Origin of the sequence: Sandarakinorhabdus sp. DWP1-3-1 (genome assembly GCF_049896705.1) — a bacterium.
In the GTDB taxonomy this organism is placed as follows: domain Bacteria; phylum Pseudomonadota; class Alphaproteobacteria; order Sphingomonadales; family Sphingomonadaceae; genus Sandarakinorhabdus.
In genome coordinates, this window is the sequence record NZ_JAFCUV010000003.1 from 294,393 (window position 1) to 317,769 (window position 23,377).

21 protein-coding genes, 3 tRNA genes and 2 pseudogenes are annotated in these 23,377 nt (G+C 66.9%); 11 read left to right on the plus strand and 15 right to left on the minus strand.

What is annotated here, in order from left to right:
• Nucleotides 1–23 precede the first annotated feature (23 nt).
• Entirely contained in the window at nucleotides 24–4,166 is a 4,143-nt protein-coding gene (rpoB, locus tag ACP7AI_RS15130; RefSeq protein ID WP_426169067.1) for a DNA-directed RNA polymerase subunit beta, read from the minus strand.
• A gap of 541 nt (nucleotides 4,167–4,707) precedes the next feature.
• Between rpoB and ACP7AI_RS15135 the strand changes: the two genes are divergently transcribed.
• Nucleotides 4,708–5,247, plus strand: coding sequence for an opacity protein (locus ACP7AI_RS15135; RefSeq protein ID WP_426170150.1), 540 nt, complete (start codon nucleotides 4,708–4,710; stop codon nucleotides 5,245–5,247).
• A 99-nt stretch (nucleotides 5,248–5,346) separates the two neighbouring features.
• Here ACP7AI_RS15135 and ACP7AI_RS15140 read toward each other — a convergent pair whose 3' ends face one another.
• The 4 genes from ACP7AI_RS15140 to ACP7AI_RS15155 all read right to left on the minus strand — a co-directional run bounded on the left by ACP7AI_RS15140 (nucleotide 5,347) and on the right by ACP7AI_RS15155 (nucleotide 7,670).
• Nucleotides 5,347–5,736, minus strand: a complete 390-nt coding sequence (locus ACP7AI_RS15140; protein WP_426169069.1) for a cupin — start codon at nucleotides 5,734–5,736, stop codon at nucleotides 5,347–5,349.
• Between the two features lie 223 nt (nucleotides 5,737–5,959).
• Entirely contained in the window at nucleotides 5,960–6,334 is a 375-nt protein-coding gene (rplL, locus tag ACP7AI_RS15145) for a 50S ribosomal protein L7/L12 (protein ID WP_426169072.1), read from the minus strand.
• A gap of 51 nt (nucleotides 6,335–6,385) precedes the next feature.
• Nucleotides 6,386–6,901 carry a 50S ribosomal protein L10 gene (gene rplJ / locus ACP7AI_RS15150; protein WP_426170153.1) on the minus strand — a complete coding sequence of 172 codons (516 nt, stop codon included), beginning with the start codon at nucleotides 6,899–6,901 and terminating at the stop codon, nucleotides 6,386–6,388.
• A 277-nt stretch (nucleotides 6,902–7,178) separates the two neighbouring features.
• Entirely contained in the window at nucleotides 7,179–7,670 is a 492-nt protein-coding gene (locus ACP7AI_RS15155; protein WP_426169074.1) for a hypothetical protein, read from the minus strand.
• A gap of 137 nt (nucleotides 7,671–7,807) precedes the next feature.
• On the opposite strand from ACP7AI_RS15155, the pseudogene ACP7AI_RS15160 reads away from it, so the two are divergent.
• Nucleotides 7,808–7,930: pseudogene (locus ACP7AI_RS15160) on the plus strand (PEPxxWA-CTERM sorting domain-containing protein); the annotation flags it as partial.
• Nucleotides 7,931–7,981: 51 nt separating this feature from the next.
• Here ACP7AI_RS15160 and rplA read toward each other — a convergent pair.
• The 5 genes from rplA to ACP7AI_RS15185 all read right to left on the minus strand — a co-directional run bounded on the left by rplA (nucleotide 7,982) and on the right by ACP7AI_RS15185 (nucleotide 10,249).
• Nucleotides 7,982–8,680: a 50S ribosomal protein L1 gene (gene rplA, locus ACP7AI_RS15165; protein WP_426169076.1), complete on the minus strand. Its 699-nt coding sequence runs from the start codon at nucleotides 8,678–8,680 to the stop codon at nucleotides 7,982–7,984.
• A gap of 4 nt (nucleotides 8,681–8,684) precedes the next feature.
• Nucleotides 8,685–9,119: a 50S ribosomal protein L11 gene (gene rplK / locus ACP7AI_RS15170; protein WP_426169079.1), complete on the minus strand. Its 435-nt coding sequence runs from the start codon at nucleotides 9,117–9,119 to the stop codon at nucleotides 8,685–8,687.
• A gap of 96 nt (nucleotides 9,120–9,215) precedes the next feature.
• Nucleotides 9,216–9,752, minus strand: coding sequence for a transcription termination/antitermination protein NusG (gene nusG, locus ACP7AI_RS15175; protein WP_426169082.1), 537 nt, complete (start codon nucleotides 9,750–9,752; stop codon nucleotides 9,216–9,218).
• Between the two features lie 17 nt (nucleotides 9,753–9,769).
• Entirely contained in the window at nucleotides 9,770–10,018 is a 249-nt protein-coding gene (gene secE / locus ACP7AI_RS15180) for a preprotein translocase subunit SecE (RefSeq protein ID WP_426169084.1), read from the minus strand.
• Nucleotides 10,019–10,173: 155 nt separating this feature from the next.
• A tRNA-Trp gene (locus tag ACP7AI_RS15185) sits at nucleotides 10,174–10,249 on the minus strand.
• Between the two features lie 91 nt (nucleotides 10,250–10,340).
• Between ACP7AI_RS15185 and ACP7AI_RS15190 the strand changes: the two genes are divergently transcribed.
• From ACP7AI_RS15190 to ACP7AI_RS15215, 6 genes are all read left to right on the plus strand, one after another.
• Nucleotides 10,341–10,414, plus strand: a tRNA-Gly gene (locus ACP7AI_RS15190).
• 93 nt (nucleotides 10,415–10,507) lie between these two features.
• Nucleotides 10,508–11,554 (plus strand): diguanylate cyclase, encoded by a 1,047-nt coding sequence (locus tag ACP7AI_RS15195; RefSeq protein WP_426169087.1) that lies wholly within the window; start codon nucleotides 10,508–10,510, stop codon nucleotides 11,552–11,554.
• A gap of 83 nt (nucleotides 11,555–11,637) precedes the next feature.
• Nucleotides 11,638–11,723 (plus strand) — tRNA-Tyr (locus ACP7AI_RS15200).
• Between the two features lie 102 nt (nucleotides 11,724–11,825).
• The gene (locus tag ACP7AI_RS15205; RefSeq protein ID WP_426169089.1) at nucleotides 11,826–12,368 is read left to right on the plus strand and encodes a hypothetical protein; all 543 of its coding nucleotides are present in this window, start codon (nucleotides 11,826–11,828) and stop codon (nucleotides 12,366–12,368) included.
• A gap of 47 nt (nucleotides 12,369–12,415) precedes the next feature.
• Complete coding sequence (gene rlmB, locus ACP7AI_RS15210; RefSeq protein WP_426169092.1) at nucleotides 12,416–13,177, plus strand: 23S rRNA (guanosine(2251)-2'-O)-methyltransferase RlmB; 762 nt, start codon at nucleotides 12,416–12,418, stop codon at nucleotides 13,175–13,177.
• A 133-nt stretch (nucleotides 13,178–13,310) separates the two neighbouring features.
• The gene (locus ACP7AI_RS15215) at nucleotides 13,311–14,732 is read left to right on the plus strand and encodes a porin (protein ID WP_426169095.1); all 1,422 of its coding nucleotides are present in this window, start codon (nucleotides 13,311–13,313) and stop codon (nucleotides 14,730–14,732) included.
• Here ACP7AI_RS15215 and ACP7AI_RS15220 read toward each other — a convergent pair whose 3' ends face one another.
• Nucleotides 14,733–16,106, minus strand: coding sequence for a glutamate--cysteine ligase (locus tag ACP7AI_RS15220; protein ID WP_426169097.1), 1,374 nt, complete (start codon nucleotides 16,104–16,106; stop codon nucleotides 14,733–14,735). It abuts the gene before it with no gap.
• 114 nt (nucleotides 16,107–16,220) lie between these two features.
• Here ACP7AI_RS15220 and ACP7AI_RS15225 point away from each other — a divergent pair, with 114 nt between their 5' ends.
• On the plus strand, nucleotides 16,221–16,727 hold the full coding sequence (locus ACP7AI_RS15225) for a hypothetical protein (RefSeq protein WP_426169099.1): 507 nt from the start codon (nucleotides 16,221–16,223) through the stop codon (nucleotides 16,725–16,727).
• 36 nt (nucleotides 16,728–16,763) lie between these two features.
• Here ACP7AI_RS15225 and ACP7AI_RS15230 read toward each other — a convergent pair whose 3' ends face one another.
• On the minus strand, nucleotides 16,764–17,165 hold the full coding sequence (locus tag ACP7AI_RS15230) for a DUF3224 domain-containing protein (protein WP_426169102.1): 402 nt from the start codon (nucleotides 17,163–17,165) through the stop codon (nucleotides 16,764–16,766).
• A gap of 150 nt (nucleotides 17,166–17,315) precedes the next feature.
• Between ACP7AI_RS15230 and ACP7AI_RS15235 the strand changes: the two genes are divergently transcribed.
• Nucleotides 17,316–19,058 carry an N-acyl-D-amino-acid deacylase family protein gene (locus ACP7AI_RS15235; protein ID WP_426169104.1) on the plus strand — a complete coding sequence of 581 codons (1,743 nt, stop codon included), beginning with the start codon at nucleotides 17,316–17,318 and terminating at the stop codon, nucleotides 19,056–19,058.
• 3 nt (nucleotides 19,059–19,061) lie between these two features.
• Here ACP7AI_RS15235 and ACP7AI_RS15240 read toward each other — a convergent pair whose 3' ends face one another.
• Complete coding sequence (locus tag ACP7AI_RS15240; protein ID WP_426170182.1) at nucleotides 19,062–19,622, minus strand: hypothetical protein; 561 nt, start codon at nucleotides 19,620–19,622, stop codon at nucleotides 19,062–19,064.
• Nucleotides 19,623–19,792: 170 nt separating this feature from the next.
• Nucleotides 19,793–20,251: pseudogene (locus ACP7AI_RS15245) on the minus strand (MgtC/SapB family protein); the annotation flags it as partial.
• A 30-nt stretch (nucleotides 20,252–20,281) separates the two neighbouring features.
• Between ACP7AI_RS15245 and ACP7AI_RS15250 the strand changes: the two are divergent.
• Nucleotides 20,282–22,600, plus strand: coding sequence for a penicillin acylase family protein (locus ACP7AI_RS15250; protein WP_426169106.1), 2,319 nt, complete (start codon nucleotides 20,282–20,284; stop codon nucleotides 22,598–22,600).
• Here ACP7AI_RS15250 and ACP7AI_RS15255 read toward each other — a convergent pair.
• Complete coding sequence (locus tag ACP7AI_RS15255; RefSeq protein ID WP_426169109.1) at nucleotides 22,597–23,364, minus strand: 16S rRNA (uracil(1498)-N(3))-methyltransferase; 768 nt, start codon at nucleotides 23,362–23,364, stop codon at nucleotides 22,597–22,599. The genes ACP7AI_RS15250 and ACP7AI_RS15255 overlap by 4 nt on opposite strands.
• Between the last annotated feature and the right edge of the window lie 13 nt (nucleotides 23,365–23,377).

A 23,377-nucleotide genomic window follows, 5' to 3' on the forward strand; every position in this document is an offset into this window, starting at 1 on the left:
GGATGACTCCCGCCGCTGATCGATCAATCCACCTTCTCGTGGCTCTGCAACTCGACGTTGAGGCCAAGCGAACGCATTTCCTTGACCAGCACGTTGAAGCTCTCCGGAATGCCGGCCTCGAACGTGTCGTCGCCCTTGACGATCGCCTCATAGACCTTGGTGCGCCCGATCACGTCATCGGACTTCACCGTCAGCATTTCCTGCAAGGTGTAGGCGGCGCCATAGGCCTGCAAGGCCCACACCTCCATCTCACCGAAGCGCTGGCCACCGAACTGCGCCTTGCCACCCAGCGGCTGCTGGGTAACGAGCGAGTACGGCCCGATCGAACGCGCGTGGATCTTGTCGTCCACAAGGTGGTGCAGCTTGAGCATGTAGATATAGCCCACCGTCACCTTGCGATCGAACTGGTCACCGGTACGGCCGTCGAACAGCTCGACCTGGCCCGAGGTATCGAGCCCGGCCAGTTCCAGCATGTGCGACACGTCCGCTTCACGGGCGCCATCGAACACCGGCGTCGCCATCGGCACGCCGCCGGCGAGGTTCGATGCCAGCTCATGCACCTTCTCGTCGGTCATGCCGGCGATGTCGCTGTCGTACTGGCCGCCATAAATGGCCTTCAGCTTGGCGCGCATCGCATCGGTATCGCCCGAGGCAAGGTCCTTGCCCTTGGCATAGATGTCTTCCAGCATCGCACCGATCTGCTTGCCGAGGCCGCGCGCGGCCCAGCCCAGATGGGTCTCGAAAATCTGGCCGACGTTCATGCGCGATGGCACGCCAAGCGGGTTCAGCACGATATCGACCGGCGTCCCGTCGGCGAGGAACGGCATGTCCTCCTGCGGCAGGATGCGGCTGATGACGCCCTTGTTGCCATGGCGGCCGGCCATCTTGTCACCCGGCTGCAGCTTGCGCTTCACCGCGACGAAGACCTTGACCATCTTCAGCACGCCCGGCGGAAGTTCGTCGCCGGACTGCAGCTTGCCCTTCTTGTCGTCGAGCCGAGCGGTGATCAGCGCCTGGGCGTCGTCCCACTGGCTCTTCAAAGCCTCGAGCTCGGCCTGCACGCCATCATCGGCGACACCGAACTTCCACCATTCGCGACGCGGATGCTCGTCGAGCAGGTCCATGTCGATGACGGCGCCCTTCTTCACGCCCTTCGGCGCGGCGACGGCGGTCTGGCCGATCAGGCGATCGCTGACGCGGCCATAGGTGGCACGGTCGAGGATGGCGCGTTCATCGGCGGCATCCTTTTCCAGGCGCTCGATTTCCTCGCGCTCGATCTGCAGGGCGCGCTCGTCCTTGTCGATGCCGTGGCGGTTGAACACCCGGACCTCGACGACCGTACCGGCAACGCCCGGCGGCAGCTTCAGCGAGGTGTCGCGAACGTCCGACGCCTTTTCACCGAAGATGGCGCGCAGCAGCTTTTCTTCCGGCGTCATCGGCGATTCACCCTTGGGGGTGATCTTGCCGCACAGGATGTCGCCCGGCTCCACTTCGGCGCCGATATAGACGATGCCGGCCTCGTCGAGGTTGCGCAGGGCTTCCTCGCCGACGTTGGGAATGTCGCGGGTGATGTCCTCGGGGCCGAGCTTGGTGTCGCGGGCCATGACTTCGAATTCTTCGATGTGGATCGAGGTGAAGACGTCTTCCTTGACGATCTTCTCGTTGATCAGGATCGAATCTTCGTAGTTGTAGCCGTTCCACGGCATGAACGCGACGAGGGCGTTGCGGCCCAGCGCCAGTTCGCCATCCTCGGTCGACGGGCCGTCGGCGATGATGTCGCCCTTGCGAACCAGGTCACCAACCTTCACCAGCGGGCGCTGGTTGATGCAGGTGTTCTGGTTCGACCGCTGGAACTTCATCAGCGTGTAGATGTCGACGCCCGACTTGCCGGCCTCGACCTCTTCGGTCGCGCGGATGACGATACGCGTCGCATCGACCTGGTCGATGATGCCCGACCGGCGAGCGGCGATCGCGGCGCCGGAATCGCGCGCCACGGTGCCTTCCATGCCGGTGCCGACGAACGGCGCCTCGGCCTTGACCAGCGGCACGGCCTGGCGCTGCATGTTCGAACCCATCAGCGCGCGGTTGGCGTCATCGTTTTCCAGGAACGGGATCAGCGACGCGGCGACCGACACCAGCTGCTTGGGGCTGACGTCCATCAGCGTGATCTGGTTCTTCGGCGCCATCAGGAATTCACCCGCTTCGCGCGCCGAGATCAGGTCCTCGGTGAAGCTGCGATCGTCGCCCGTGTCGGCATTGGCCTGGGCGATCGTGTGACGCGCCTCCTCCATCGCCGACAGATAGACGACGTCGTCGGTCAGCTTGTGCTCGACGACCTTGCGGTACGGCGTCTCGATGAAGCCGTACTTGTTGACGCGGCTGAAGGTGGCGAGGCTGTTGATCAGGCCGATGTTCGGGCCTTCCGGCGTCTCGATCGGGCAGATGCGACCATAGTGCGTCGGGTGAACGTCGCGGACTTCGAAGCCGGCGCGCTCACGCGTCAGACCGCCGGGGCCGAGGGCCGAAACGCGGCGCTTGTGGGTGACTTCCGACAGCGGGTTGGTCTGGTCCATGAACTGCGACAGCTGCGAGCTGCCGAAGAATTCGCGCACCGCGGCGACCGCCGGCTTGGCGTTGATCAGGTCGTTCGGCATGACCGTGTCGATATCGACGCTGCTCATGCGCTCCTTGACGGCGCGCTCCATGCGCAGCAGCCCGACGCGATACTGGTTCTCCAGCAGCTCGCCGACCGAACGCACACGACGGTTGCCGAGGTTGTCGATGTCGTCGATCTCGCCCTTGCCGTCCTTGAGGTTCACCAGGGTCTTGACGACTTCCAGGATGTCCTCGCGGCGCAGCACGGTCATGTCGTCGGCGACATCGAGGTCGAGGCGCATGTTCATCTTGACGCGGCCGACGGCCGACAGGTCGTAGCGGTCGGGATCGAAGAACAGGCCATAGAACATGGCTTCGGCGGTCTCACGCGTCGGCGGCTCACCCGGGCGCATGACACGATAGATCTCGCTGAGCGCATGATCACGCTCCTCGACCTTGTCGGCCATCAGCGTGTTGCGGATCCACGGACCCACCGAGACATGGTCGATGTCGAGAAGCTCGATCGACGACTGGCCCGACTTGTCGATCTTGTCGAGATTCTCGGCGGTCAACTCGTCGCCGGCCTCGATGTAGATTTCGCCCGTCTGCTCGTTGATCAGGTCGAAGGCGCTGTAGCGGCCGAAGATTTCCTCGGTCGGGATCAGAAGCGTCTTGAGGCCGTCGGTCACCGCCTTGCGCGCGATGCGCGGCGTGATCTTGGTGCCGAGCGGGAAGACCACTTCGCCGGTCTCGCCGTTGACGATGTCAAACGTCGGCTTCTGGCCGCGCCAGTTGGCCTCGACGAAGGGCACGACCCAGCCTGCCTCGCCCTGCGAACCATGGCCGCGCACCCAGGTGACGCGGTTGTAGAACAGGTTGAGGATCTCTTCCGAGTTCCAGTTCAGCGCATAGAGCAGCGACGTGACCGGCAGCTTGCGCTTGCGATCGATGCGGACGTTGACGATGTCCTTGGCATCGAATTCGAAATCGAGCCACGAGCCGCGATACGGGATGACACGCGCGGCGAACAGATACTTGCCCGACGCATGGGTCTTGCCGCGATCATGGTCGAAGAACACGCCCGGCGAACGGTGCATCTGGCTGACGATGACGCGCTCGGTACCGTTGATGATGAAGGTGCCGTTGTGCGTCATCAGCGGCATGTCGCCCATGTAGACGTCCTGCTCCTTGATATCGAGCACCGACCGGGTCTCGGTATCGGCATCGACTTCAAAGACGATCAGGCGCAGCGTCACGCGCATCGGCGCCGCATAGGTCATGCCGCGCTGGCGGCACTCGTCGGTGTCGTACTTCGGCTCTTCCAGCTCGTAATGGACGAAATCAAGCTCGGCAGTGCCGGCGAAATCGCGGATCGGAAAAACCGAGCGCAGCGTCTTTTCAAGGCCCGAGACATAGCCGTCGGCCGGGCGCGAGCGCAGGAAATGCTCATATGATTCGCGCTGCACCTCGATGAGGTTCGGCATCTGCACGACCTCACCGATCTTGCCGAAATCCTTGCGGATGCGGCGGCGCGCGTTGAAGATCGGATTGCCCTTGGGGGGCTGCTTCATCTGGGTGGCCATGTCGGTCGGTCGCCTCTCGAAATCGCATCGCATCAACGGGTTAGCCCGATGACAACAAAAACCGCACGGCTTTCGGGTTCATCCGAATACCGCACGGGCCTTGGGCGTTGAAGCCTCCATATCCCCTATTCGTCGCGGTTCGTTCGCACCAGATCGAACCGTGTCCCGGGGACGGGAGGACGGCGGCCGCGTGCGGCCACCGGGAATGTCGTGTTGGCTCATATAGAGCCGCGACCCGCTGTAGGGAAGGGGTATTCGATAGTCGGGCACCGATACGACACGGCGCCATGGGGCTGATTGCCCGCCCGAAACGGTGTTGCTGCGCTGCAACACGAGGAAAAATCGTGGTAAAACAAGTCGCGTTGCCCGGAACCTGCCCGAGAGACCGGGATTGTCCCCGGCAGGCAGCGTTTCGGCGCGGTCAGTAACAGTTGCGTAGCGTAGCAAGGATTTCTGCATGAACATTCGTATCGCCGCCCCGGCGTTGGCCCTGGCGATCGCGCTGGCCGCTCCTGCCCTGGCGCAGGACATGGGCACCAGCTCGACCACCACCACGACCACCAGCGACACCGGCCCGACCGCGCCAGACGGCTCGAGCTTCTTCGGCTTCGAGCCCTATTTCGGCATCCTCGGCGGCTATGACAGCTTCGACAATCGCGCCGAATTCAACAGCTTCCCCAATAACCGTCGCCTCGAAGGCGCGCAGATCGAAGGCGTGCTCGGCGCCAACCTGCCGATCGGGCCCGTCTTTGTCGGCGTCGAAGGCTTCGGTGCCAAGGGCTTCGGTCCGATCAACTGGGAATATGGTGTCCGCGGTCGCGGTGGTCTCCGGATCGGCGAAAGCGGCCTCGTCTATGGCAGCTTCGGCCGTACCTGGATCGACATGAAGGACAATCGCGGCTTCGTGAACCGCGACGACTGGGTCTATGGCCTCGGCGTTGAAGTCGGCCCGCGCGACATCGGTCTCGGTGGCCTTACCGGCCAGTCCGGCGCCCGCTTGCGCCTGTCGGTCGAAAGCTATGACTTGAAGAGCATCCGCCCGATGGCCGGTGTGATCTTCCACTTCTAGGACCATCGTCCTGGCAGGCAGAGGGGCGGTCCGGAAACGGGTCGCCCTTTTTGTTGCAAGGTACCGTCACCCCGGCGAAGGCCGGGGTGACGGTAAAAGTCAGCGCGCGCGCCCCTCCGTCCCCAGCCCCGCCGTGATGAACACTGCGGTAGCGCCGCCGGCGATATCCGCCGTGTGCCAGCACCCTCGCGGGTTCACCGCATAGTCGCCCGGCTGCAACGTCACCGTCGCCGTGCCCCCATCGGCGAATTCCTGATGAAGCGTGATGCTGCCCGCCGTGCACAGCACGACCTCCTCGCCGGCCGGGTGCATCTCCCACTCCGTCCAGTTTTCGGTGAAGCTGTACATGCTGACCAGCCGCCCGTCCGCGCCGTCGCCGTCGTGGCGCTCGCCATAGCCCTGGTACCAGCTGCCGTCGGTGAACGGCGGCTGCGGGATGGCGGTGGCGCCAAGGCCGAGATGGATGAAGGATTCGGTGAGGTTGGGCATAGATCGGCTCCTCTGGCCGGCAGTTTAGCGCTTGGCGCTGAGACAAGAAAAGGGGCGGCCCCTTGTGGAGCCACCCCTTTGTCGTCAGGTTTGCCGCGGCAAAGCCGCGGCTGACGTCAGACCGGTTCGCGGAAGCAAGCTCCCGCGCCCGGCTGGCCGCCGCTCGCCGAATCCGGCTGCTTCGCCCGATTGCTACGCAATCAGGCTCCAGCAGCCAGCCGGCTCACTTGAGCTCAACGGTGCCGCCGGCTTCTTCCAGCTGCTTCTTGAACTTCTCGGCGTCGGCCTTGGAAACGCCTTCCTTGATCGCCTTGGGAGCCGATTCGACCAGCGTCTTGGCTTCGGTCAGACCGAGACCGGTGATGGCGCGGACTTCCTTGATGACGTTGATCTTCTTGCCGCCGTCGCCGGTCAGGACGACGTCGAATTCGGTCTTCTCTTCAGCGGCGGGAGCAGCAGCAGCGGCCGGGCCGGCCGAAACGGCGACGGCGGCAGCGGCGGAAACGCCCCACTTTTCTTCGAGCATCTTGGCAAGGTCGGCGGCTTCGAGAACGGTCAGTGCCGAAAGCTGTTCGACGATCGAGTTGAGGTCAGCCATGTGTAGTCTCCAGTTCCATGTGTCTTGTGAATGCGGCATCTGCCGCGGGTTTCAGGCAGCGTCCTTGGTGGCATAGGCCCCGAACACGCGGGCAAGCTTGGCCGCCGGCGCATTGGCCAGCTGCGCGAGCTTGGTAGCCGGCGAGTTGATGAGACCGATGAGCGTCGCACGAAGCGCGTCGAGCGACGGCAGTTCGGCGAGCGCCTTGACGCCATTCACGTCGAGGACAGTTGCCCCCATCGCCCCGCCGACAACCTCGAACTTGTCCGTGGTCTTGGCGAAATCGACGGCGACCTTGGCAGCCGCGACCGGGTCGGTCGAGGTTGCAAAGCCGATCGGGCCGGTCAGCAGATCGCCGAGCGGCTGGTAGGGCGTGCCTTCGAGCGCGATGCGCGCAAGGCGATTCTTCGTCACCTTGAAGCTGGCTCCGGCATTGCGCATCCGGTTGCGGAGATCGGTGACCTGGGCCACCGTCAGGCCGTGGTTGCGGGCGACCACAACGACGGACGTTTCCGACAACGTCTTGGCAAGACCAGAGATCTGCTCGGATTTTTGAGCGCGATCCATGCTCTCTCCTTGGTTTATGGCAGCACTTGCGTGATACCGGTTGAGCCAGGGCCAGGAGGGGTCCGGGCCATGGCCCGTCCGAGGGATCGTCGCCTGGGGCGCAGCCAAAGCCACGTTCACAAGCCCGGATGCCTTGCGGCAACCGGCAAAAACTCTCCCCGTCTCATGCAGGCCATTGCGGCTTAGGTGCTGATGCACACCTGCAATCTCGGACGGTCGCCGCCACCCTTGCGGGCGACAGCGGAAGCGGCGGCGTTTAGCGATCGGGGCGCCAAAGTCAAGTCGGCGTCCCCGATGGGCAGTGGCGGGCGATGCTCTGGCGCAGGATCGCCTGCAGCGAATCGGCGTCGAGCCGGGTCAGGCTGCCGGCGCCCGCCATGCACCGGATCATCGTATCGGCTTCCGCGAACAACCCACAAGCCTCGCCCTGGCGCCCGCCCGCCGCCAACGCGTCGCCGAGCGCGTTGAGGCCGACGACCAGAGCGCGCCGCCGTTCGGCATTCTGCGGCTGGGTCGCCAGCCAGCGGCGCCGGTCGGCCAGCGAAGCGCTCAATTCGACGATGGCATCGCCGGTCCGTCCCGCCGCCGCCAGGCCCTCGCCATACGACAGCCGCGTCGTCCGCACCCAGGATGCCACCGATTCGTCCTGCGGGTCCGCCGCCGCCATCGCCAGCCAGCCGGCCCGCGATGCCGACAGCAATGGCAGCGCCGCGCCGGCCCGTCCGGCGTCGACCAGCGTGGTCCCAAGGTTCCCCTGTTGCCGCTGCACCGCCCAGCGCGGTTCGGCTCCAATTGCGATTTCGGCAGCACGGGCCGCTTCGGCTTCGGCGCGCTCCCTGCGGGCCTCGACTTCTCGTCCGCATCCGGCGCGTTTCTGACAGCGGCACGACGACCTTCACGGCAACGGCGGCCGCCGTGCCCGAGCCGGCGAGCTGGGCGCTGCTCGTCGGCGGCTTCGGCGTCGTCGGTGCGACGTTGCGCAAGCGCCGGATGGCCAGCGTCACCACTGAGGTCGCCGCCCGAACATGAAAAGGGCCGGGATCGCTCCCGGCCCTTTTGCACATCAGTCGGCGCGAACGATCAGACCGTGTGGCCGACCGTCGTCGTGTCGACGCGGACGCCGGCGCCCATCGTCGAGCTGACCGCGACCTTCTGCAGATACTTGCCCTTGGCACCCGACGGCTTGGCGCGGACAACCGCGTCGAGCAGCGCGTCGAAATTGGCGCGCAGGTCTTCCTGGGGGAAGCTCGCCTTGCCGAGCATGCCGTGGATGATCCCGGCCTTCTCGACGCGATATTCGACCTGGCCGCCCTTGGCCGCCTTGACCGCCTCACCGACGTTCATGGTGACGGTGCCGAGCTTCGGGTTCGGCATCAGGCCCTTGGGGCCCAGCACCTTGCCGAGGCGACCGACGAGACCCATCATGTCCGGGGTGGCGATGCAGCGATCGAAATCGATGGTGCCGCCCTGGACGATCTCGAGCAGGTCTTCGGCGCCGACGACATCGGCACCGGCCGCACGGGCTTCATCCGCCTTGGGACCGCGGGCGAAAACGCCGACGCGGACGGTCTTGCCGGTGCCCTTGGGCAGGGTGACGACGCCGCGGACCATCTGGTCGGCGTGGCGCGGATCGACGTTGAGGTTGATGGCGACTTCGATGGTCTCGTCGAACTTGGCGGTCGCGTTGGCCTTCACCATCGCCAGCGCCTGGTCGAGATCATAAAGCGTTTCGGGATTCACCGCGGCAGCGAGCGCCTTGGCCTTCTTGGACTGTGCCATGATCTTAGCCCTCCACCACTTCGAGGCCCATTGCGCGGGCGCTGCCTTCGATCGTCTTCATCGCCATCTCGATGTTGTTGGCGTTGAGGTCGGGCATCTTCTGCTCGGCGATCGCCTTCAACTGCGTGGTGGTGATCTTGCCGGCGGGCGCACCCTTGCCGGGGGTCGTGCCGCCCGACTTGAGACCGGCCGCCTGCTTGATCAGGAACGACGCCGGCGGCGTCTTGGTGATGAAGCTGAACGAACGATCGGCATAGACCGTGATGACGGTCGGGATCGGGGTGCCCTTTTCGAGGGATTCGGTCTTGGCGTTGAACGCCTTGCAGAATTCCATGATGTTGACGCCGCGCTGGCCCAGCGCGGGACCGATCGGCGGCGACGGGTTGGCACTGCCGGCTTTCACCTGCAGCTTGATGTATCCGGTAATCTTCTTTGCCATGATGGCTCTCCTGTTGTGGTGCGAACGGCCCGAAAGCCTCCCACGGTGAAATCGAAAAGCAGTTTTCCGTTGACCTCTCGCCCCGCGGCTGTCGGCTTACTTCTGCTTCTCGACCTGTTCGAAGCCGAGCTCGACGGGCGTTGCCCGACCGAAGATCGACACCGAAACCTTGACGCGGCCATGGTCGAAGTCGATTTCCTCGACAAGGCCGTTGAACGACGCGAACGGGCCATCGAGAACGCGAACCTGGTCGCCGATCTCGAAATTGGCCTTGCGCTTGATCTTTGCAGCCGGGGTTTCCTCGGCCTTGGTATTCAGGATGCGCGCCGCTTCGCTCTCGCTGATCGGCTGCGGCTTGTTCTGCTGGCCAAGGAAGCCCGTCACCTTCGGCGTGTTCTTGACGAGGTGATAGACGTCGTCGGTCATGTCGAGCTTCGCCAGCACATAGCCGGGAAACACCTTCTTCTCGACGGCGCGCTTCTTGCCCTTGAAGACCTCGTTGACGGTCTCGGTCGGCACCGACACTTCATCGATGAAGGCGTCGAGGCCCATGCGCGTCGCCTCGGTCAGGATCGCCTCGCGAACCTTGTTCTCGAAGCCCGAATAGGCGTGAATGATGTACCAGCGCGACATGAAAGTCCTTTTACCCCTTAACCGGCGAGACTGAGCAGGAACTTGACCAGCCGGCCGAGGACCTGGTCGACACCGAGGAAAAACACCGAGAGAATCAGCGTCATGATCATCACCATGATGGTCATGCGAATGGTGTCGCCGCGGCTCGGCCACGACACCTTGGCGATCTCGGCCTTCACCTGGTTGACGAAGGTGCCGATCGACACGCGCGGCTTTGCCGGGGCCGGAGCCGCCTTGGTCAGTTTTGCCTTTGCCTCGATCGCCATCGAATCAGCCAATCTTCACTTGCCGAACAGCAGGAAACACCAAAATCCGGCTGTTGCCCCATTTCGCCGGGGCGGACAACCGGTGCCTAATCTCGTACCGACCCAACATCGTCGGGCTTCAAGTCTGTCGCCGGCCCCGCCTTTTCAAGCAGGACTGGCAGGAGTGGAGGGGTTCGAACCCCCGGCCCTCGGTTTTGGAGACCGATGCTCTACCAGCTGAGCTACACTCCTAGGGTCGGGCTGCGGCCTATACCGATGCCGGCGGACCGGCGCAAGCGTGACGGTTGAATCAACCGGCCTTGGCGACTATGGCCGTCCGCACGCGGGTATAGCTCAATGGTAGAGCACTAGCCTTCCAAGCTTGTGATGCGGGTTCGATCCCCGCTACCCGCTCCATATTCCATGTTCCGGCGCCTAAATCCGCCGCCGCTGCCGCCGTTCACCCGGCCATTCAGGGCGGAGAGTCGAATGCAGATGGAGAGCGGGCGCATGCGGGCCGTCGCCGAAGTGCCGCTGCCGGCAGAGCTCGGGGACCAGGACCTGCACTGGTTCGACCAGGTCCGCGGGTTGCTGGTCGCCACGCGCCTGCCGCCATTGCCCGACATCTACGAGCTGTTCTGGCGCTATGTTCGCGACGAGGACCACGACCTGTCGCTCGCCGTCGACAGCGCCATCGCACTTGGCGATCTGAACCTTGCCGGCGTTGCCGCGCTGCGCCGCGCCCACTGCGGCGATGTCGGTGCCTCCGAAGTCGCCGCGCTGGTCGCCGCCGCGCGCCACCAGGCCGAGGCGCTGACCGGGCTCATCGAGGCCGGGCGCACCGATCTTGCGGATTACGGCCGGGCAATCGCCGACGGCGGTGCCCGGCTGGCGGCGCCGGTCGATCCGGCCGGGCTCGCCGCCCTCCTCGAACAGCTCGGCGCCGCCACCACCGCCATGCAGGCGGCGAACGCGCGCCTTGCCACCGAGCTGGCGACCGCTGCCGCCGAGGCGCGCGGCCTGTCGGAACAGCTCGGCCGCGCCGAACGCGCCGCGATCACCGACCAGCTGACCGGCGTGCTCAACCGCCGGGGCACCATCGAGGCGCTGCAGCGGGCCCAGGCCGACACCCGCGCCACCGGCACGCGGCTGGCGCTGGCAATGGTCGACATCGATCACTTCAAACGCTTCAACGATCGCTTCGGCCATGCCCTGGGCGACGAGGTGCTGCGCTTCGTCGCCCGCCATGTCGCCGATCACGTCGCACCGACAGGGGGCAGCGTCGGACGCCTGGGGGGCGAGGAATTCATTGCGCTGCTGCCCGACCATGACGTGTTGGCCGCCGCCGCGATCATCGACCGGGCGCGGGCAGAGCTTGCCGGACAGATCATCCGCAACGCCGCCGACGGGTCGTCGATGGGCCGCGTCAGCTTTTCTGCAGGGATCGCCGGCGATCGTCACGACGACGACGCCGACAGCCTGATCGAGCGCGCCGACCGGGCGTTGTACTCGGCAAAGCGCATGGGCCGCGATCGCGTGGTGCCCGACCGCAGCTAGAAAATGCGCGCCGAGCGTTGACACCCGCCCCCCCATTCGCCACTAGGCCCGCTCTTCGTCGGACGTCGCGGCGAGGGCTCCGTGGAGGGGTGGCCGAGCGGTCAATGGCAGCAGACTGTAAATCTGCCGGGTTTTCCCTACGTTGGTTCAAATCCAACCCCCTCCACCACTTGCCGCATCTATGCAGGCGTTCACCGCACGATCGCAGCCAATTGCGTCGCGATGCATTAGGTTCCGTGTCCGGCATGATCCGGCTCATCAGGAGGCTTAAATGCGTGCCATTCCCCTGGCTTTGGCCAGTCTTGTTTTTGTTGCCGGCGCCGCGAGTGCCCAACAGGCCCCCGCCGCGCCTGCCGCTGCGGCAGCCCCCGCAGCGCCGGCACTCGCCGCCGGCAGCAAGGTCTATGACCCGCAGGGCACCGAAATCGCGACGATCGATTCGGTCGCCGGTGGCAACGTCGTCGTGTCGACCGGCACCAACAAGGTCACCATCCCTGCGAGTTCGTTCGGGACCAGTCCGAACGGCCCGGTGATCGCTGCGACCCGCGCCCAGCTCGACGCCGCCGCCGCCCAGGCCGCTGCCGCCAACAAGGCTGCGCTTGATGCCCAGCTTGTCGCCGGCGCCGATGTCCGCGGCGTCAGCGGTGTCGTCGTCGGCAAGGTCAAATCGCGCGACGAATCGGGCGTGCTGCTGACGACGCCGAATGGCGACGTGCGCGTGCCGCTGACATCGTTCACCACGGCCGCCAATGGCGCCGTCATCGGCATGACCGCCGCCGAGTTCGAGGCCGCCGTGGCTGCTGCCAAGAGCTGACCGGCACGGTACATGACACGGCGGGGCTTAGCGGCTAAGCCCCGCCGATGGGCCGCAGACCACATCCGAAAACTCCCGCCGGGCAGAAGAGCCCGTATCCGCGCCTGTACGGGCGCCACGCGGTGTTCGCCGCGCTCGACAATCCGCATCGGGTGTTCCGCAAGCTGCATGTTACCCATGCCACCGCCAAGACCATCGTCATTCCGCGCGGCCTTGCTGTCCAATATGGCGACGATGCCGATCTTGGCCGGCTGGTCCCGTCCGACGCGCCGCACCAAGGCTTCGTGCTGGAGGTGGAGCCGCTCGAATCGGTCTGGCTCGGCGATGTGCTCGCCGACGCGCAGCGCGACAATGCCAACCGCCCGATCATCGTGCTCGACCAGGTCACCGATCCGCACAATGTCGGCGCGATCATGCGCTCCGCCGCCGCCTTTAATGCCCGCGCGCTGGTCACCCAGGATCGCCATGCGCCCGGCGAATCGGGGGTGCTGGCGCGATCGGCCTCGGGCGCCCTGGAGATGCTGCCCTGGTGCCGGGTCGTCAATCTGGCCCGCGCCCTCGACGAGATCGGCGACGCCGGCTTCTGGCGCATCGGGCTGGAGGGTGAGGCCACCGTCGAGCTCGAAGCCGCGCTTGCCAAGACCCAGCCGTGCCTCGTGCTCGGTGCGGAAGGCGAGGGCATGCGCGCCCTGACCCGCGAGCGCTGCGACCAGCTGGCCAAGCTGCCGATCGCCGCCGCAATGGAAAGCCTCAACGTGTCGAACGCCGCGGCGATCGCGCTTTACGCGGCCGCGCGCCGGGGACTCTGACCCGGCCGCCGCGCGGCTGTCATCAAACACCGCTATCGACGCTCCAGGGAAATCCCGCGTCCACCGGTCGGCTGTCATCAATCTGTCTTGCAACGGTGGTTAGGGGAGTTCGTTACAGATTGAAGGCAGATTGATGACACGCGCTCTGACTGCGCTGCTTCTGTGCAGCGCCCTGACCGCGCCCGCGGCCGCGGCCGAGCCCACCGTGGCCGAGCTGCAGCGGCAGATCGACGAGCTGAAGGCGATGGTGCAGGAGCTGAAGGCGGCGCAGCGCGGCACGGCGGCCGCAGCCCCGCCGATAACCGCCGCAGCCCCGCCGCCCGCGCCGGCCCGCGAGGTCGCGGCCACACCGCCAGCGCCGGCCGTCCAACAGGCTGCTGCACACGTCCCCTCGCCCAAGGGCAAGGCCTGGTACGAGCGCCTGACGCTGCGCGGCTATACCCAGATGCGCCTCAACGAGATCGTGTCGGGCGATCGCACCGCGCCCGCCGGCCTGTCGCGGCTGCGTTCGGTGCAAGATTCAGGGATAAGCGACCAGAACAACTTCTCGCTGCGGCGCGTCCGCCTCGTCCTGCAGGGCGACCTCGGCGACAATGTCAGCCTCTACCTGCAGCCGGACTTCGCCACGGCGGTCAGCAACCAGTCCGCCAATGAGCGTCGCGAAGGCTTTGGCCAGTTGCGCGATGCCTATGTCGACCTGCACTGGGGCAAGGCGGACGAGTTTCGCCTGCGTTTCGGCCAGTCGAAGGTGCCCTTCGGCTGGGAAAACCTGCAATCCTCATCGAACCGGCTGGCGCTGGACCGCACCGATGCCATCAATTCCGCCACGCCCGGCGAACGCGACCTGGGCGTCGTCGCCTACTACACACCGGCCCATGTCGCGCGAATCTGGAAGCGGCTGGGCGACGATGGTCAGAAATTGTTCGGCAATTACGGCGCCTTCGGCCTGGCGCTGTACAATGGCCAAGGCATCGGCCGCACCGAGACCAACAACAACCTGATGACGGTGGCGATGGCAACCTGGCCGTTCGAGCTCGACGGCCTCGGGTCGGCATTCGAAGGCCAGGTGATCGAGGTCGGCGGCTCCGGCATGCTGAACAAATACCAGCCGGAGCTGCGGTCCGGCGGCGTCAGCCCGGTGGCGTTCGACGACAATCGGGTCGTCGTCCATGCCATGCTCTATCCGCAGCCCTTTGGCATCCAGGCCGAATGGACCTGGGGCCGCGGTCCCGAATTCGACCAGCCGACCAATCGCATCGCCACCAAGTCGCTCAACGGCGGCTATATCCAGTCGATGTTCCGGGTGAAGGATTCGCCGATCGGCGCTTTCATGCCGTTCGCGCGCTGGCAATATTACCGCGGCGGCTTCAAATCCGGGCTGAATGCCCCGCGGCTCGAAACCGACGAGATCGAGTTCGGCGTCGAGTTCCAGCCGATCAAGCCGATCGAATTTACCCTGTCCTATTCGCACATGAAGCGCCGCGAAGCCGACGAACGGCGATCGGGCCAGGCCGAAGGCGACCTGATCCGCGCCCAAGTGCAGTTCAACTACTGATCAGTAACTCTCCGCCGCATACACCTTCGACACATCACCGCCCCAGGCGCCTTCATACAACGCCAGCATGCGGTCGGCATTGGTCAGGCCGCTCGCAGCGATCTCGCGCAGCGGGTTGAGGAAGCCCTGCTCGGTATCGCCCATGCGGTTGAGCCGGGCGCGGCGGGCAAGGCCCCTGTCGGCAATCTCCAGCACCTGTTTCGCCAGGTCCTGCAGCGTGCCGCCGTTGGGGCTCGCCGCCTTCAGCGCCAGTCGCGGCACCTCGACGCGCAGCCGGTCATGGTCGGCATGGCTCCAGCCCTTGACCAGGTCCCAGGCCGCATCCATCGCGACATCGTCGTACAACAGCCCGACCCAGAAGGCCGGCAACGCGCAGATGCGATCCCAGCGGCCACCATCGGCGCCGCGCATCTCCAGATAGCCCTTCATGCGGACCTCCGGGAACGCCGTCGACAGATGGTCCTTCCAGTCGCCGAGCCTTGGCTTTTCACCCGGCAGCACCGACAATCTGCCGTCGAGGAAATCCCGAAAACTGAGCCCGGCGGCGTCGATGTACTTGCCGTCGCGGTAGACGAAGTACATCGGCACATCGAGCGCATAGTCGGTGTAGCGTTCGAAGCCGAAGCCGTCCTCGAAGACGAACGGCAGCGTGCCGGTGCGCGCCGGATCGGTATCGGTCCAGATATGGCTGCGGAAGGACTTGAAGCCGTTGGGCTTGCCCTCGGTGAAGGGCGAATTGGCGAACAGCGCCGTCGCCAGCGGCTGCAACGCCATCGACACGCGGAACTTCAGCACCATGTCGGCTTCGCTGGCGTAATCGAGGTTGGTCTGGATGGTACAGGTGCGCAGCATCATGTCGAGGCCGAGATTGCCGACGCGCGGCATGTGGCTGCGCATGATGACATAGCGGCCCTTGGGCATCACCGGCAGCTCGGCGCGCGTCTTGTCGGGCCAGAAGCCCAGCCCCAGGAAACCGAGGCCAAGCCGGTCGCCGACGTCGCGGCATTGGGCGAGGTGGCGGTTCGATTCGGCGCAGGTTTCGTGGATGCTGTCGAGTGCGGCGCCCGACAGCTCGAACTGGCCCGCGGGCTCCAGGCTGACGGCGCCGTCGGCCCCCTTCAGCGCAATGACGTTGCCGCCCTCGATGACCGGTTCCCAGCCGAACGCCGTCATGCCGTCGAGCAGGTCGCGGATGCCGCCGGGCTCGTCATAGCTGGGGGCGCGATGGTCGCTGGTCCGATAGACGAATTTCTCGTGCTCGGTACCGATCCGCCAGCCGGCCTTGGGCTTGTTGCCCGTTTCGAACACGCCGACGAGCTGTGCCCGGTTTTCGATGGGGGCGTCATCGCCCGTGGCCGCGACTTGATTGCTCATGGACCGCCTCTAGCCGGGCCGTTGCCGTCGCGCAATTGAGCGGCGCTTGAACTTTGACTCTTCCCGTCGCGCCCGTAACATCCGGCTTCCGTTCGGATCGAAAGGCGTCGCTCGATGCGTCATACATTGGCCCTGCTGTCCCTGGCCCTCGGGCTCGCCGCTTGCGGTGGCGACAGCGATACGACAACGACGGTCAGCACCGCCGACGGCGATGTCGCCGTCACCACCAGCCGCGATGGCCAGTCGACGGTGACGGTGAAGGGCAGCGACGGCAGCGGCATCACCATCGACGCCGGCGCCACCAGCTGGCCTGCCGATGCCCCGGCCCACGCCCCGCCCTACCCCGGCGGCACGATCACCGGCGCCATGAAGAGCGTCGGCAAGGGCACGACCGGCAGCCAGGTGATCTTCGAAACCGGCGATGCCCCGGCCAGCGTTATCGCCTTCTACAAGCAGCGCGCCGAAAAGGCCGGCCTGCCCGAGCAGGCGACACTGACCAATGCCACCACGGCGCTGTACAGCGCCGGCGCGAATAACGGCCCGAGCATCATCATCCAGGCGTCGACCGAAGCCGGCAAGACCACGGCCGTCCTGACCTTCGGCAACGGCGTCGCCGGCTAGCGGGAGAGCGTGGACCCGCCTGCCTGCACGCACCCGTCAGCGCTGCTCGGGCAACCTGTACGCGAGGTCGTAATGATGAACGCCGCCATCATCGATCCGCATCGTCATCGCGCCGCTGATGCCGGCCAGCCCGCCGCTGCCGCTGTCGGGAACGATGCTGATATGCTGGTCGGGCTTGCCGCGATCCATCGTGGCATGGTGCATGAAGGCAAAGCTGCCGGCCTTGCCGTCGATGCTGCCGGTAACCCGCTCGATCAGCACATAGGCAGCCGATTCGGGCACGGCGCCGGCGGCGGTCAGCATGTCGCCTTCCGCCGTCGCGGTCATTCCGCCGCTGAACGCCTTGGTCACCGTCATGCGCGCCAGCGCCACGCCGCCGGCGCTCGTCTGCGCGGCGGGCGCCATCTTCACGGCGAACGTCCCGGTGGCGTGCTGCATGACTGTCTCCCCGAGTGCCGGCGCAGCAATCAGCATGGCCGCAACTGCAATATGTTCCGCATATGTTCGCCTCCCGTGCCCTTGTACTTCGCATAGTGCCTCCGTCAACCACATGATGATACCCTGCCGGGAAATCTCGGGAGTCGAAGCATGCACGACATGGTCATCCGCAACGGCACGATCGTCGACGGCACCGGCGCCCCGGCCTTCACCGGCGACATCGCCATCGACGGCGGGCTGATCAGCGCCGTCGGCACCGTCACCGCAAGGGGCCGCGAGGAAATCGACGCCACCGGCCTCACCGTCGCCCCCGGCTTTGTCGACATCCACACCCATTATGACGGCCAGGCGACCTGGGATTCGGAAATGGCGCCATCGTCGTGGCACGGCGTCACCACCGTCGTCATGGGCAATTGCGGCGTCGGTTTCGCGCCCGCCAAGCCCGACAAGCACGACTGGCTGATCGCGCTGATGGAAGGCGTCGAGGACATTCCCGGCACCGCGCTCGCCGAAGGCATGGCGTGGAACTGGGAAACCTTCCCCGAGTACATGGACGCGCTGGCCCAGCGGCCGCGGACCATCGATGTCGCGACGCACGTGCCGCACGGCGCCGTCCGCGCCTATGTCATGGGCGAGCGCGGCGCCCGCAACGAGGCCCCGACCGAGCACGAGATCGCGCAGATGAGCGCCATCGTCGAGGAAGGCCTGAAATCCGGCGCGCTCGGTTTCTCGACCAGCCGCACCGTCCTCCACAAATCGATCGACGGCGAACTGGTGCCCGGCACGACGGCCACCAAGGAAGAGCTGATCGGCATCGGGCGCGCCGTCGCCCGCGCCGGGCATGGCGTGTTCGAAATGGCCAGCGACCTCAGGCGCGAATGGGACGAATTCGGCTGGATGGGCGCGCTATCGAAGGAAACCGGGCTGCCCGTCACCTTTGCCATGCTGCAGTCGATCGCCAAGGAACTGCCCTGGCAGGAACAGATGTCCGAAACCGCGCGCTGGAATGCCGAAGGCGCCAACATCGTCGCCCAGATCGCACTGCGCGGCAACGGCATCCTGATGGCCTGGCGCGGCACCGTCCACCCCTTCAAGTTCAAGCCAAGCTGGGCCGCAATCGACGCCGCCCCCTGGGCCGAGCAATGGGCGAAAATCTCCGACCCGGCATGGAAGGCACGGCTGCTCGCCGAGGCCGATGTCATCCCCGAATCGGATGTGCAGGCGCTGCTCCATGTCGTCGCCCAGGGCTTCGGCCTCCATTACGAAATGGGCACCGATTTCGATTATGAACCCACCCAGGACCAGACGATTGCAGCCCGCGCCGCCGCCGCCGGCGTCAGTCCTGCCGAATATACCTATGACCTGCTGTCGGCGAACCAGGGTACCGGCTTCATCTATTTCCCGATCCTCAACTATGCCGACGGCAACCTCGATTTCGTCGAGGGGCTGCTGCAGCGCGACGATGTGGTGATCTCGCTGTCCGACGGCGGCGCCCATTGCGGCACCATCTGCGACGCCGCCAGCCCGACCTTCCTGCTCCAGCATTGGGTTCGCGACCGGAAGCGCGGCACCATCACCATCGAAAACGCCATCAAGCGCCAGTGCAGCGACACAGCGCGCCTGTACGGCATGAACGATCGCGGCGTGCTGGCGCCGGGCTATCTCGCCGACATCAACCTCATCGACATGACCCGGCTGAAGCTGGGCGCGCCCTGGATGGCGTTCGACCTGCCCGCCGGCGGCAAGCGCCTGCTGCAAAAGGCGGATGGCTATGTCGCGACCATCAAGTCGGGCGTCGTCACCTTCCGCGAAGGCGCGATGACCGGGGAACTCCCCGGCGTGCTGATCCGCGGCCCGCAGGATCGGCCGGCACTGGCGATCGCGGCGGAATAGCGTTCAACGGCGACCCGGCCGCGCCGGCCTGGCCGCCTGTGGCCAGGCCGCGCTGCCAATGACGATGGCGATGCCAACCAGTTCCAGCACCGTGTGCAGCTTCAGGCCCTGCACCGGGGTTCGCATCGCCACGTCGATGTGATGGAATGACGCCAGCCGCACCAGCACGAAGGCCCCGAGCAGCCCCAGACCTGCCAGCGCCGCCAGCACGCGCGGCGAAAGGCCCCGAACCAGCCAGGCCAGCCCCGCACCGATCACCATCGCCACCAGCGCGACACCGATAACGAACTCCTTCTGATACGCGCGGCGCTGCGCGTACCAGCCGCCGTCGCGCGCCATCTGCCGCCCCCAGCCGGTCAGCAGCGTCTGCAGATCGAGCTGCTTGTTGAGCCCCAGCGCCAGCATCGCCAGTGCCGCCGCCAGCCAGAACAGCCGCTCCCGCCCACTGCCGGCGCCGCCGCGCCGCCACAGGCACAGGCCGGCGCCGACCAGATAGCCGGCGACCGCCAGCCAGGGCAGCGTGCCGGCATCCTGGCTCGCCCATGTCGAAGCCGCTTCGCGCATCGGTCGTCCCTACTGCAATTGCAAAGTGGACGTCGATGCCGCGCGGCGTCCGTCAGCCTTCGACCGGGTCGCGCAGGTCTGCTTCCGGGCTGAGCGTACGCTTCATCGGCGACAGCAGCCAGGGTGACCAGCGTCGTCAGCGACACCATGATCGCCACCTCATGGCTGCCCAGCCCGACCGACACGCCGATGGCGCCGGTGGCCCACAGGCTGGCAGCGGTGGCGGTGCCGGTCACCGCCGTCTTCAGCCGGAGGATGGCGCCGCCACCGATGAAGCCCATGCCGGTGATCAGCCCTTCGACGATGCGCGCCATCGCCTCCGGATTGCCGACGACCAGCGTCTCCGACGCCTGGATGAAGCCGCAGGTCGCGATTGCCACCAGCGGAAAGGTGCGCAGGCCGGCACTGCGCGCCGATCGCTCGCGATTCCAGCCGATCGGCAGCGCCAGCACATAGGCGATCGCCAGGGCAGTGAAGTGCGGCAGCAGGTCGAGCGTGCCGAGGCCGAACGGCAGTGTCATCATCTTGTCATATCCTTCCTCCCGGCAAACACGCCCGGCGCCGCGTTTCGCCCCGCCGGCAGGCATTTCGGCACCGGCCTTGACGCCGGCGGCCGGTGCGCGCGACATCGCCGCCCCGACCCAGGCCAAGGAACCGACATGCTGCGCCACGGCCTTGCCATCGCTCTCGTCCTCACGGCCACGACGACCGCTGCAGCGCCGTCCCGCGAGGCCGCCCGCGCCGCCGGCCTCGCTGCGCCCGGCGAGATCGTCATCGACCGCTGGGGCATCTCGCACATCTATGCCGGCAGCAGCCGCGACGCCTTCTTCCTGCAGGGCTATGCGGTGGCGCGCGACCGGCTGTGGCAGATCGACCTGTGGCGCAAGCGTGGCCTCGGCCGCCTTGCCGCCAGCTTCGGGCCAGCGTTCGTCGCCCAGGATCGCGCCGCACGCCTGTTCCTCTATCGCGGCGACATGGCCGCCGAATGGGCGGCCTATCCCACCGAGGCGAAGGGCTGGACCGCAGCTTTTGCCGCCGGCATCAACGCCTATGTCGGCGACGTCGCCGCCGGCCGCCGGCCGCTGCCCGAGGAGTTTCGCGCCACCGGCTCCACCCCCGAACGCTGGCAGGCCGATGACATCGTCCGCATCCGCTCCAATGCGCTGGCCAGCAACCTGCCCTCCGAACTCGCCCGCGCCCGCAGCCTGTGCGCGGGTGGCCTCCCCTATGAACCGCTGCGCCGCAAGCTCGAGCCGCCGCATGCCATCGTGCCGCCCAAGGGGCTCGACGCCTGCGTGCTTACGCCCGAGGTGCTGACCGACTACGCGCTCGGCACCGCCGGCGTGCGCTTCGACGCCGGCAAGGTCGTCGCCCAGACGCCGGCCGAACGCCTCGCCGCCGCCGCCGACCCGGAGATGCGCGAGGGCAGCAACAACTGGGTGATCGCGCCGGCGCGCAGCGCCACCGGCCGCGCCATCCTCGCCAACGACCCGCACCGCGAACATTCGGTGCCGTCGCTGCGCACGCTGGTGCACCTTGAGGCACCCGACCTGCACATCGCCGGCGCCGGCGAACCCGCCCTGCCCGGCGTCAGCTTCGGCCACAATGAAGACGCCGCCTGGGCGCTAACGATCTTCTACATCGACCAGCAGGACCTGGTCGTCGCCGACGCCGGGTCGGCGATCCGCGATGTCGTCGAGACCATCGCCGTCAAGGGCGAGGCACCGCGCCAGGTCACGCTGCAGTTCACCGCCGACGGCCCCGTCATCCACCGCGACGCCGCCGGCCGCGCCTTTGTCCTGCGCGCCACCTGGGACCGGCCGGGCGCATCGGCCTATTTCAACGCGTCCTGGCTGTTCCGCGCCAAAAGCTGGGCCGATTTCAAGATCGCACAGGCGCATTGGGGCGCACCGCCGCTCAACCTCCTCTACGCCGATCGCAGCGGCGACATCGGCTGGGCGGCGGCGGGCTTTGCGCCGGTGCGGGCCGGCGGCGATGGCCTGCTGCCGGTGCCGGCGGGTGGCGCCTATCGCTGGGACGGCCTGCTCGATGCGGGGCTGCTGCCCAGCCTGCACAATCCGGCGCGCGGCTGGCTCGCCACCGCCAACGAGATGAACCTGCCCGCCGATTATCCGGCCGAGGCGCGCAAGCTGGGCTTCGAATGGGCCGACCGCTCCCGCATCGACCGCATCGAGGCGGTGATCGCGGCAAAGCCGAAATTCTCGCTCGCCGATGCCATGGCGTTGCAGACCGACACCCACAGCCCGCTGGCTGCCCGCGCCGTCGCGCTGCTGAAGGGTCTCAACGGCGAAGATGCCGACCAGCAGGCGGCGCTGCGGCTGCTGGCGGGCTGGGACGGCAACGAGAGCGCCGACAGCGCCGCCGCGGCGCTCTACGAGGTCTGGGCCGGGCGCCATCTCGGCGATGCGGCGATGCGGCTGGCGGTGCCGGCGGCGGTGGCGCGCGGCATGGACGGGCCGTCGATCCCGGCGCTGATCGCCCTGATGGAGCGCCGCGACCCGCTGGTCGAAGCGCAGCGCGCCGCTATCCTGAAAACTTCGCTCGGCGCCGCCTGGCGGGCGACTGCCACGCGCCTCGGCCCCGATCCGGCGCGCTGGCGCTGGGACCAGCTGCACAAAGCCGTCTTCACCCCGGCACTGGCGATTCCCGGCCGCGAGGCCCAGCGCCAGGTCGGGCCGGCCGGCGTCGGCGGATCGGGATCGACGCCGATGGCGACCAGCCCGCGCGCCGACCTGACCGTCGCCGGCGGCGCGTCGGTGCGCATGGTCCTCGATGTCGGCAACTGGGACGATTCGATGGTGATCAACACGCCCGGGCAATCGGGCGACGCCGACAGCCCGCATTACGGTGACCTGTTCCCGCTCTGGGCCCAAGGCCGCTATGTGCCCTTCCGCTGGACCCGGGCCGCGGTCATGCGCGATGCGGACCTCGTGCTGACGGTGTCGCCGACGCCTTAGCGTCCGTCCCCCATCACAGCCTGCCAGACTCCCACTGCCACCGCCGCCGCGGTATCGGCGCGCAGGATCCGCGGCCCCAGCGACACCGGCCGGCACTGCGGCAGCGCCCGGATGGCATCGCGCTCGGCGGCGTCGAAGCCACCCTCCGGCCCGATGAGGATCGCCGCAGGGGCCGGGGCCGCACGCAACGCCTCGGCGAGGGGGGCGCCGCCGGTTTCGTCGGCGAATATGAGTGCACGCTCCGCCGGCCAGGCCTTCAGCAGCGCCGTCAGCGTCACCGGCTCCACCAGCTCCGGCAGCGCCGTCCGCTCGCACTGTTCCGCCGCCTCGACCATGTGCGCGCGCAGCCGGTCGAGGTTCAGCTTGTCGACAACCGTCCGCCGCGTCAGCACCGGCACCAGCCGGGCGACACCCAGCTCGCAGCCCTTCTCGACCACCCAGTCGATCCGCCCGCGCTTCAGCGGCGCAAAGCACAGCCACAGGTCGGGCACCGTCTCGCGGGGCGAAATCCGGGTCTCGATGCGCACCTCCACGGCCTTGCGGCCCGCCACCAGTACCCGCGCCGCCCATTCGCCCGACCGGTCGTCGAACAGCCGCACCATGTCCCCCGGCTGCCGCCGCATCACCTGCGCCAGATAATGCGATTGCGGCACCGGCAGCGTCAGCACCGCGTTGGCCGCCAGCGCCAGGTCGACATACAGCCGCGGCGTCCCCGGCAATGTTTCGGGGTGCGTGGTTGACAGATCGGGCCCGTTCTCGCTCATGACGCCGTGGCTA

Coding starts and splice junctions, on each gene's coding strand:
- rpoB (WP_426169067.1), bottom strand. CDS start 4,166: ATGAAGCAGCCCCCCAAGGGCAATCCGATCTTCAACGCGCGCCGCCGC.
- ACP7AI_RS15135 (WP_426170150.1), top strand. CDS start 4,708: ATGGGCACCAGCTCGACCACCACCACGACCACCAGCGACACCGGCCCG.
- ACP7AI_RS15140 (WP_426169069.1), bottom strand. CDS start 5,736: ATGCCCAACCTCACCGAATCCTTCATCCATCTCGGCCTTGGCGCCACC.
- rplL (WP_426169072.1), bottom strand. CDS start 6,334: ATGGCTGACCTCAACTCGATCGTCGAACAGCTTTCGGCACTGACCGTT.
- rplJ (WP_426170153.1), bottom strand. CDS start 6,901: ATGGATCGCGCTCAAAAATCCGAGCAGATCTCTGGTCTTGCCAAGACG.
- rplA (WP_426169076.1), bottom strand. CDS start 8,680: ATGGCACAGTCCAAGAAGGCCAAGGCGCTCGCTGCCGCGGTGAATCCC.
- rplK (WP_426169079.1), bottom strand. CDS start 9,119: ATGGCAAAGAAGATTACCGGATACATCAAGCTGCAGGTGAAAGCCGGC.
- nusG (WP_426169082.1), bottom strand. CDS start 9,752: ATGTCGCGCTGGTACATCATTCACGCCTATTCGGGCTTCGAGAACAAG.
- secE (WP_426169084.1), bottom strand. CDS start 10,018: ATGGCGATCGAGGCAAAGGCAAAACTGACCAAGGCGGCTCCGGCCCCG.
- ACP7AI_RS15195 (WP_426169087.1), top strand. CDS start 10,508: ATGCGGGCCGTCGCCGAAGTGCCGCTGCCGGCAGAGCTCGGGGACCAG.
- ACP7AI_RS15205 (WP_426169089.1), top strand. CDS start 11,826: ATGCGTGCCATTCCCCTGGCTTTGGCCAGTCTTGTTTTTGTTGCCGGC.
- rlmB (WP_426169092.1), top strand. CDS start 12,416: ATGGGCCGCAGACCACATCCGAAAACTCCCGCCGGGCAGAAGAGCCCG.
- ACP7AI_RS15215 (WP_426169095.1), top strand. CDS start 13,311: ATGACACGCGCTCTGACTGCGCTGCTTCTGTGCAGCGCCCTGACCGCG.
- ACP7AI_RS15220 (WP_426169097.1), bottom strand. CDS start 16,106: ATGAGCAATCAAGTCGCGGCCACGGGCGATGACGCCCCCATCGAAAAC.
- ACP7AI_RS15225 (WP_426169099.1), top strand. CDS start 16,221: ATGCGTCATACATTGGCCCTGCTGTCCCTGGCCCTCGGGCTCGCCGCT.
- ACP7AI_RS15230 (WP_426169102.1), bottom strand. CDS start 17,165: ATGCAGCACGCCACCGGGACGTTCGCCGTGAAGATGGCGCCCGCCGCG.
- ACP7AI_RS15235 (WP_426169104.1), top strand. CDS start 17,316: ATGCACGACATGGTCATCCGCAACGGCACGATCGTCGACGGCACCGGC.
- ACP7AI_RS15240 (WP_426170182.1), bottom strand. CDS start 19,622: ATGCGCGAAGCGGCTTCGACATGGGCGAGCCAGGATGCCGGCACGCTG.
- ACP7AI_RS15250 (WP_426169106.1), top strand. CDS start 20,282: ATGCTGCGCCACGGCCTTGCCATCGCTCTCGTCCTCACGGCCACGACG.
- ACP7AI_RS15255 (WP_426169109.1), bottom strand. CDS start 23,364: ATGAGCGAGAACGGGCCCGATCTGTCAACCACGCACCCCGAAACATTG.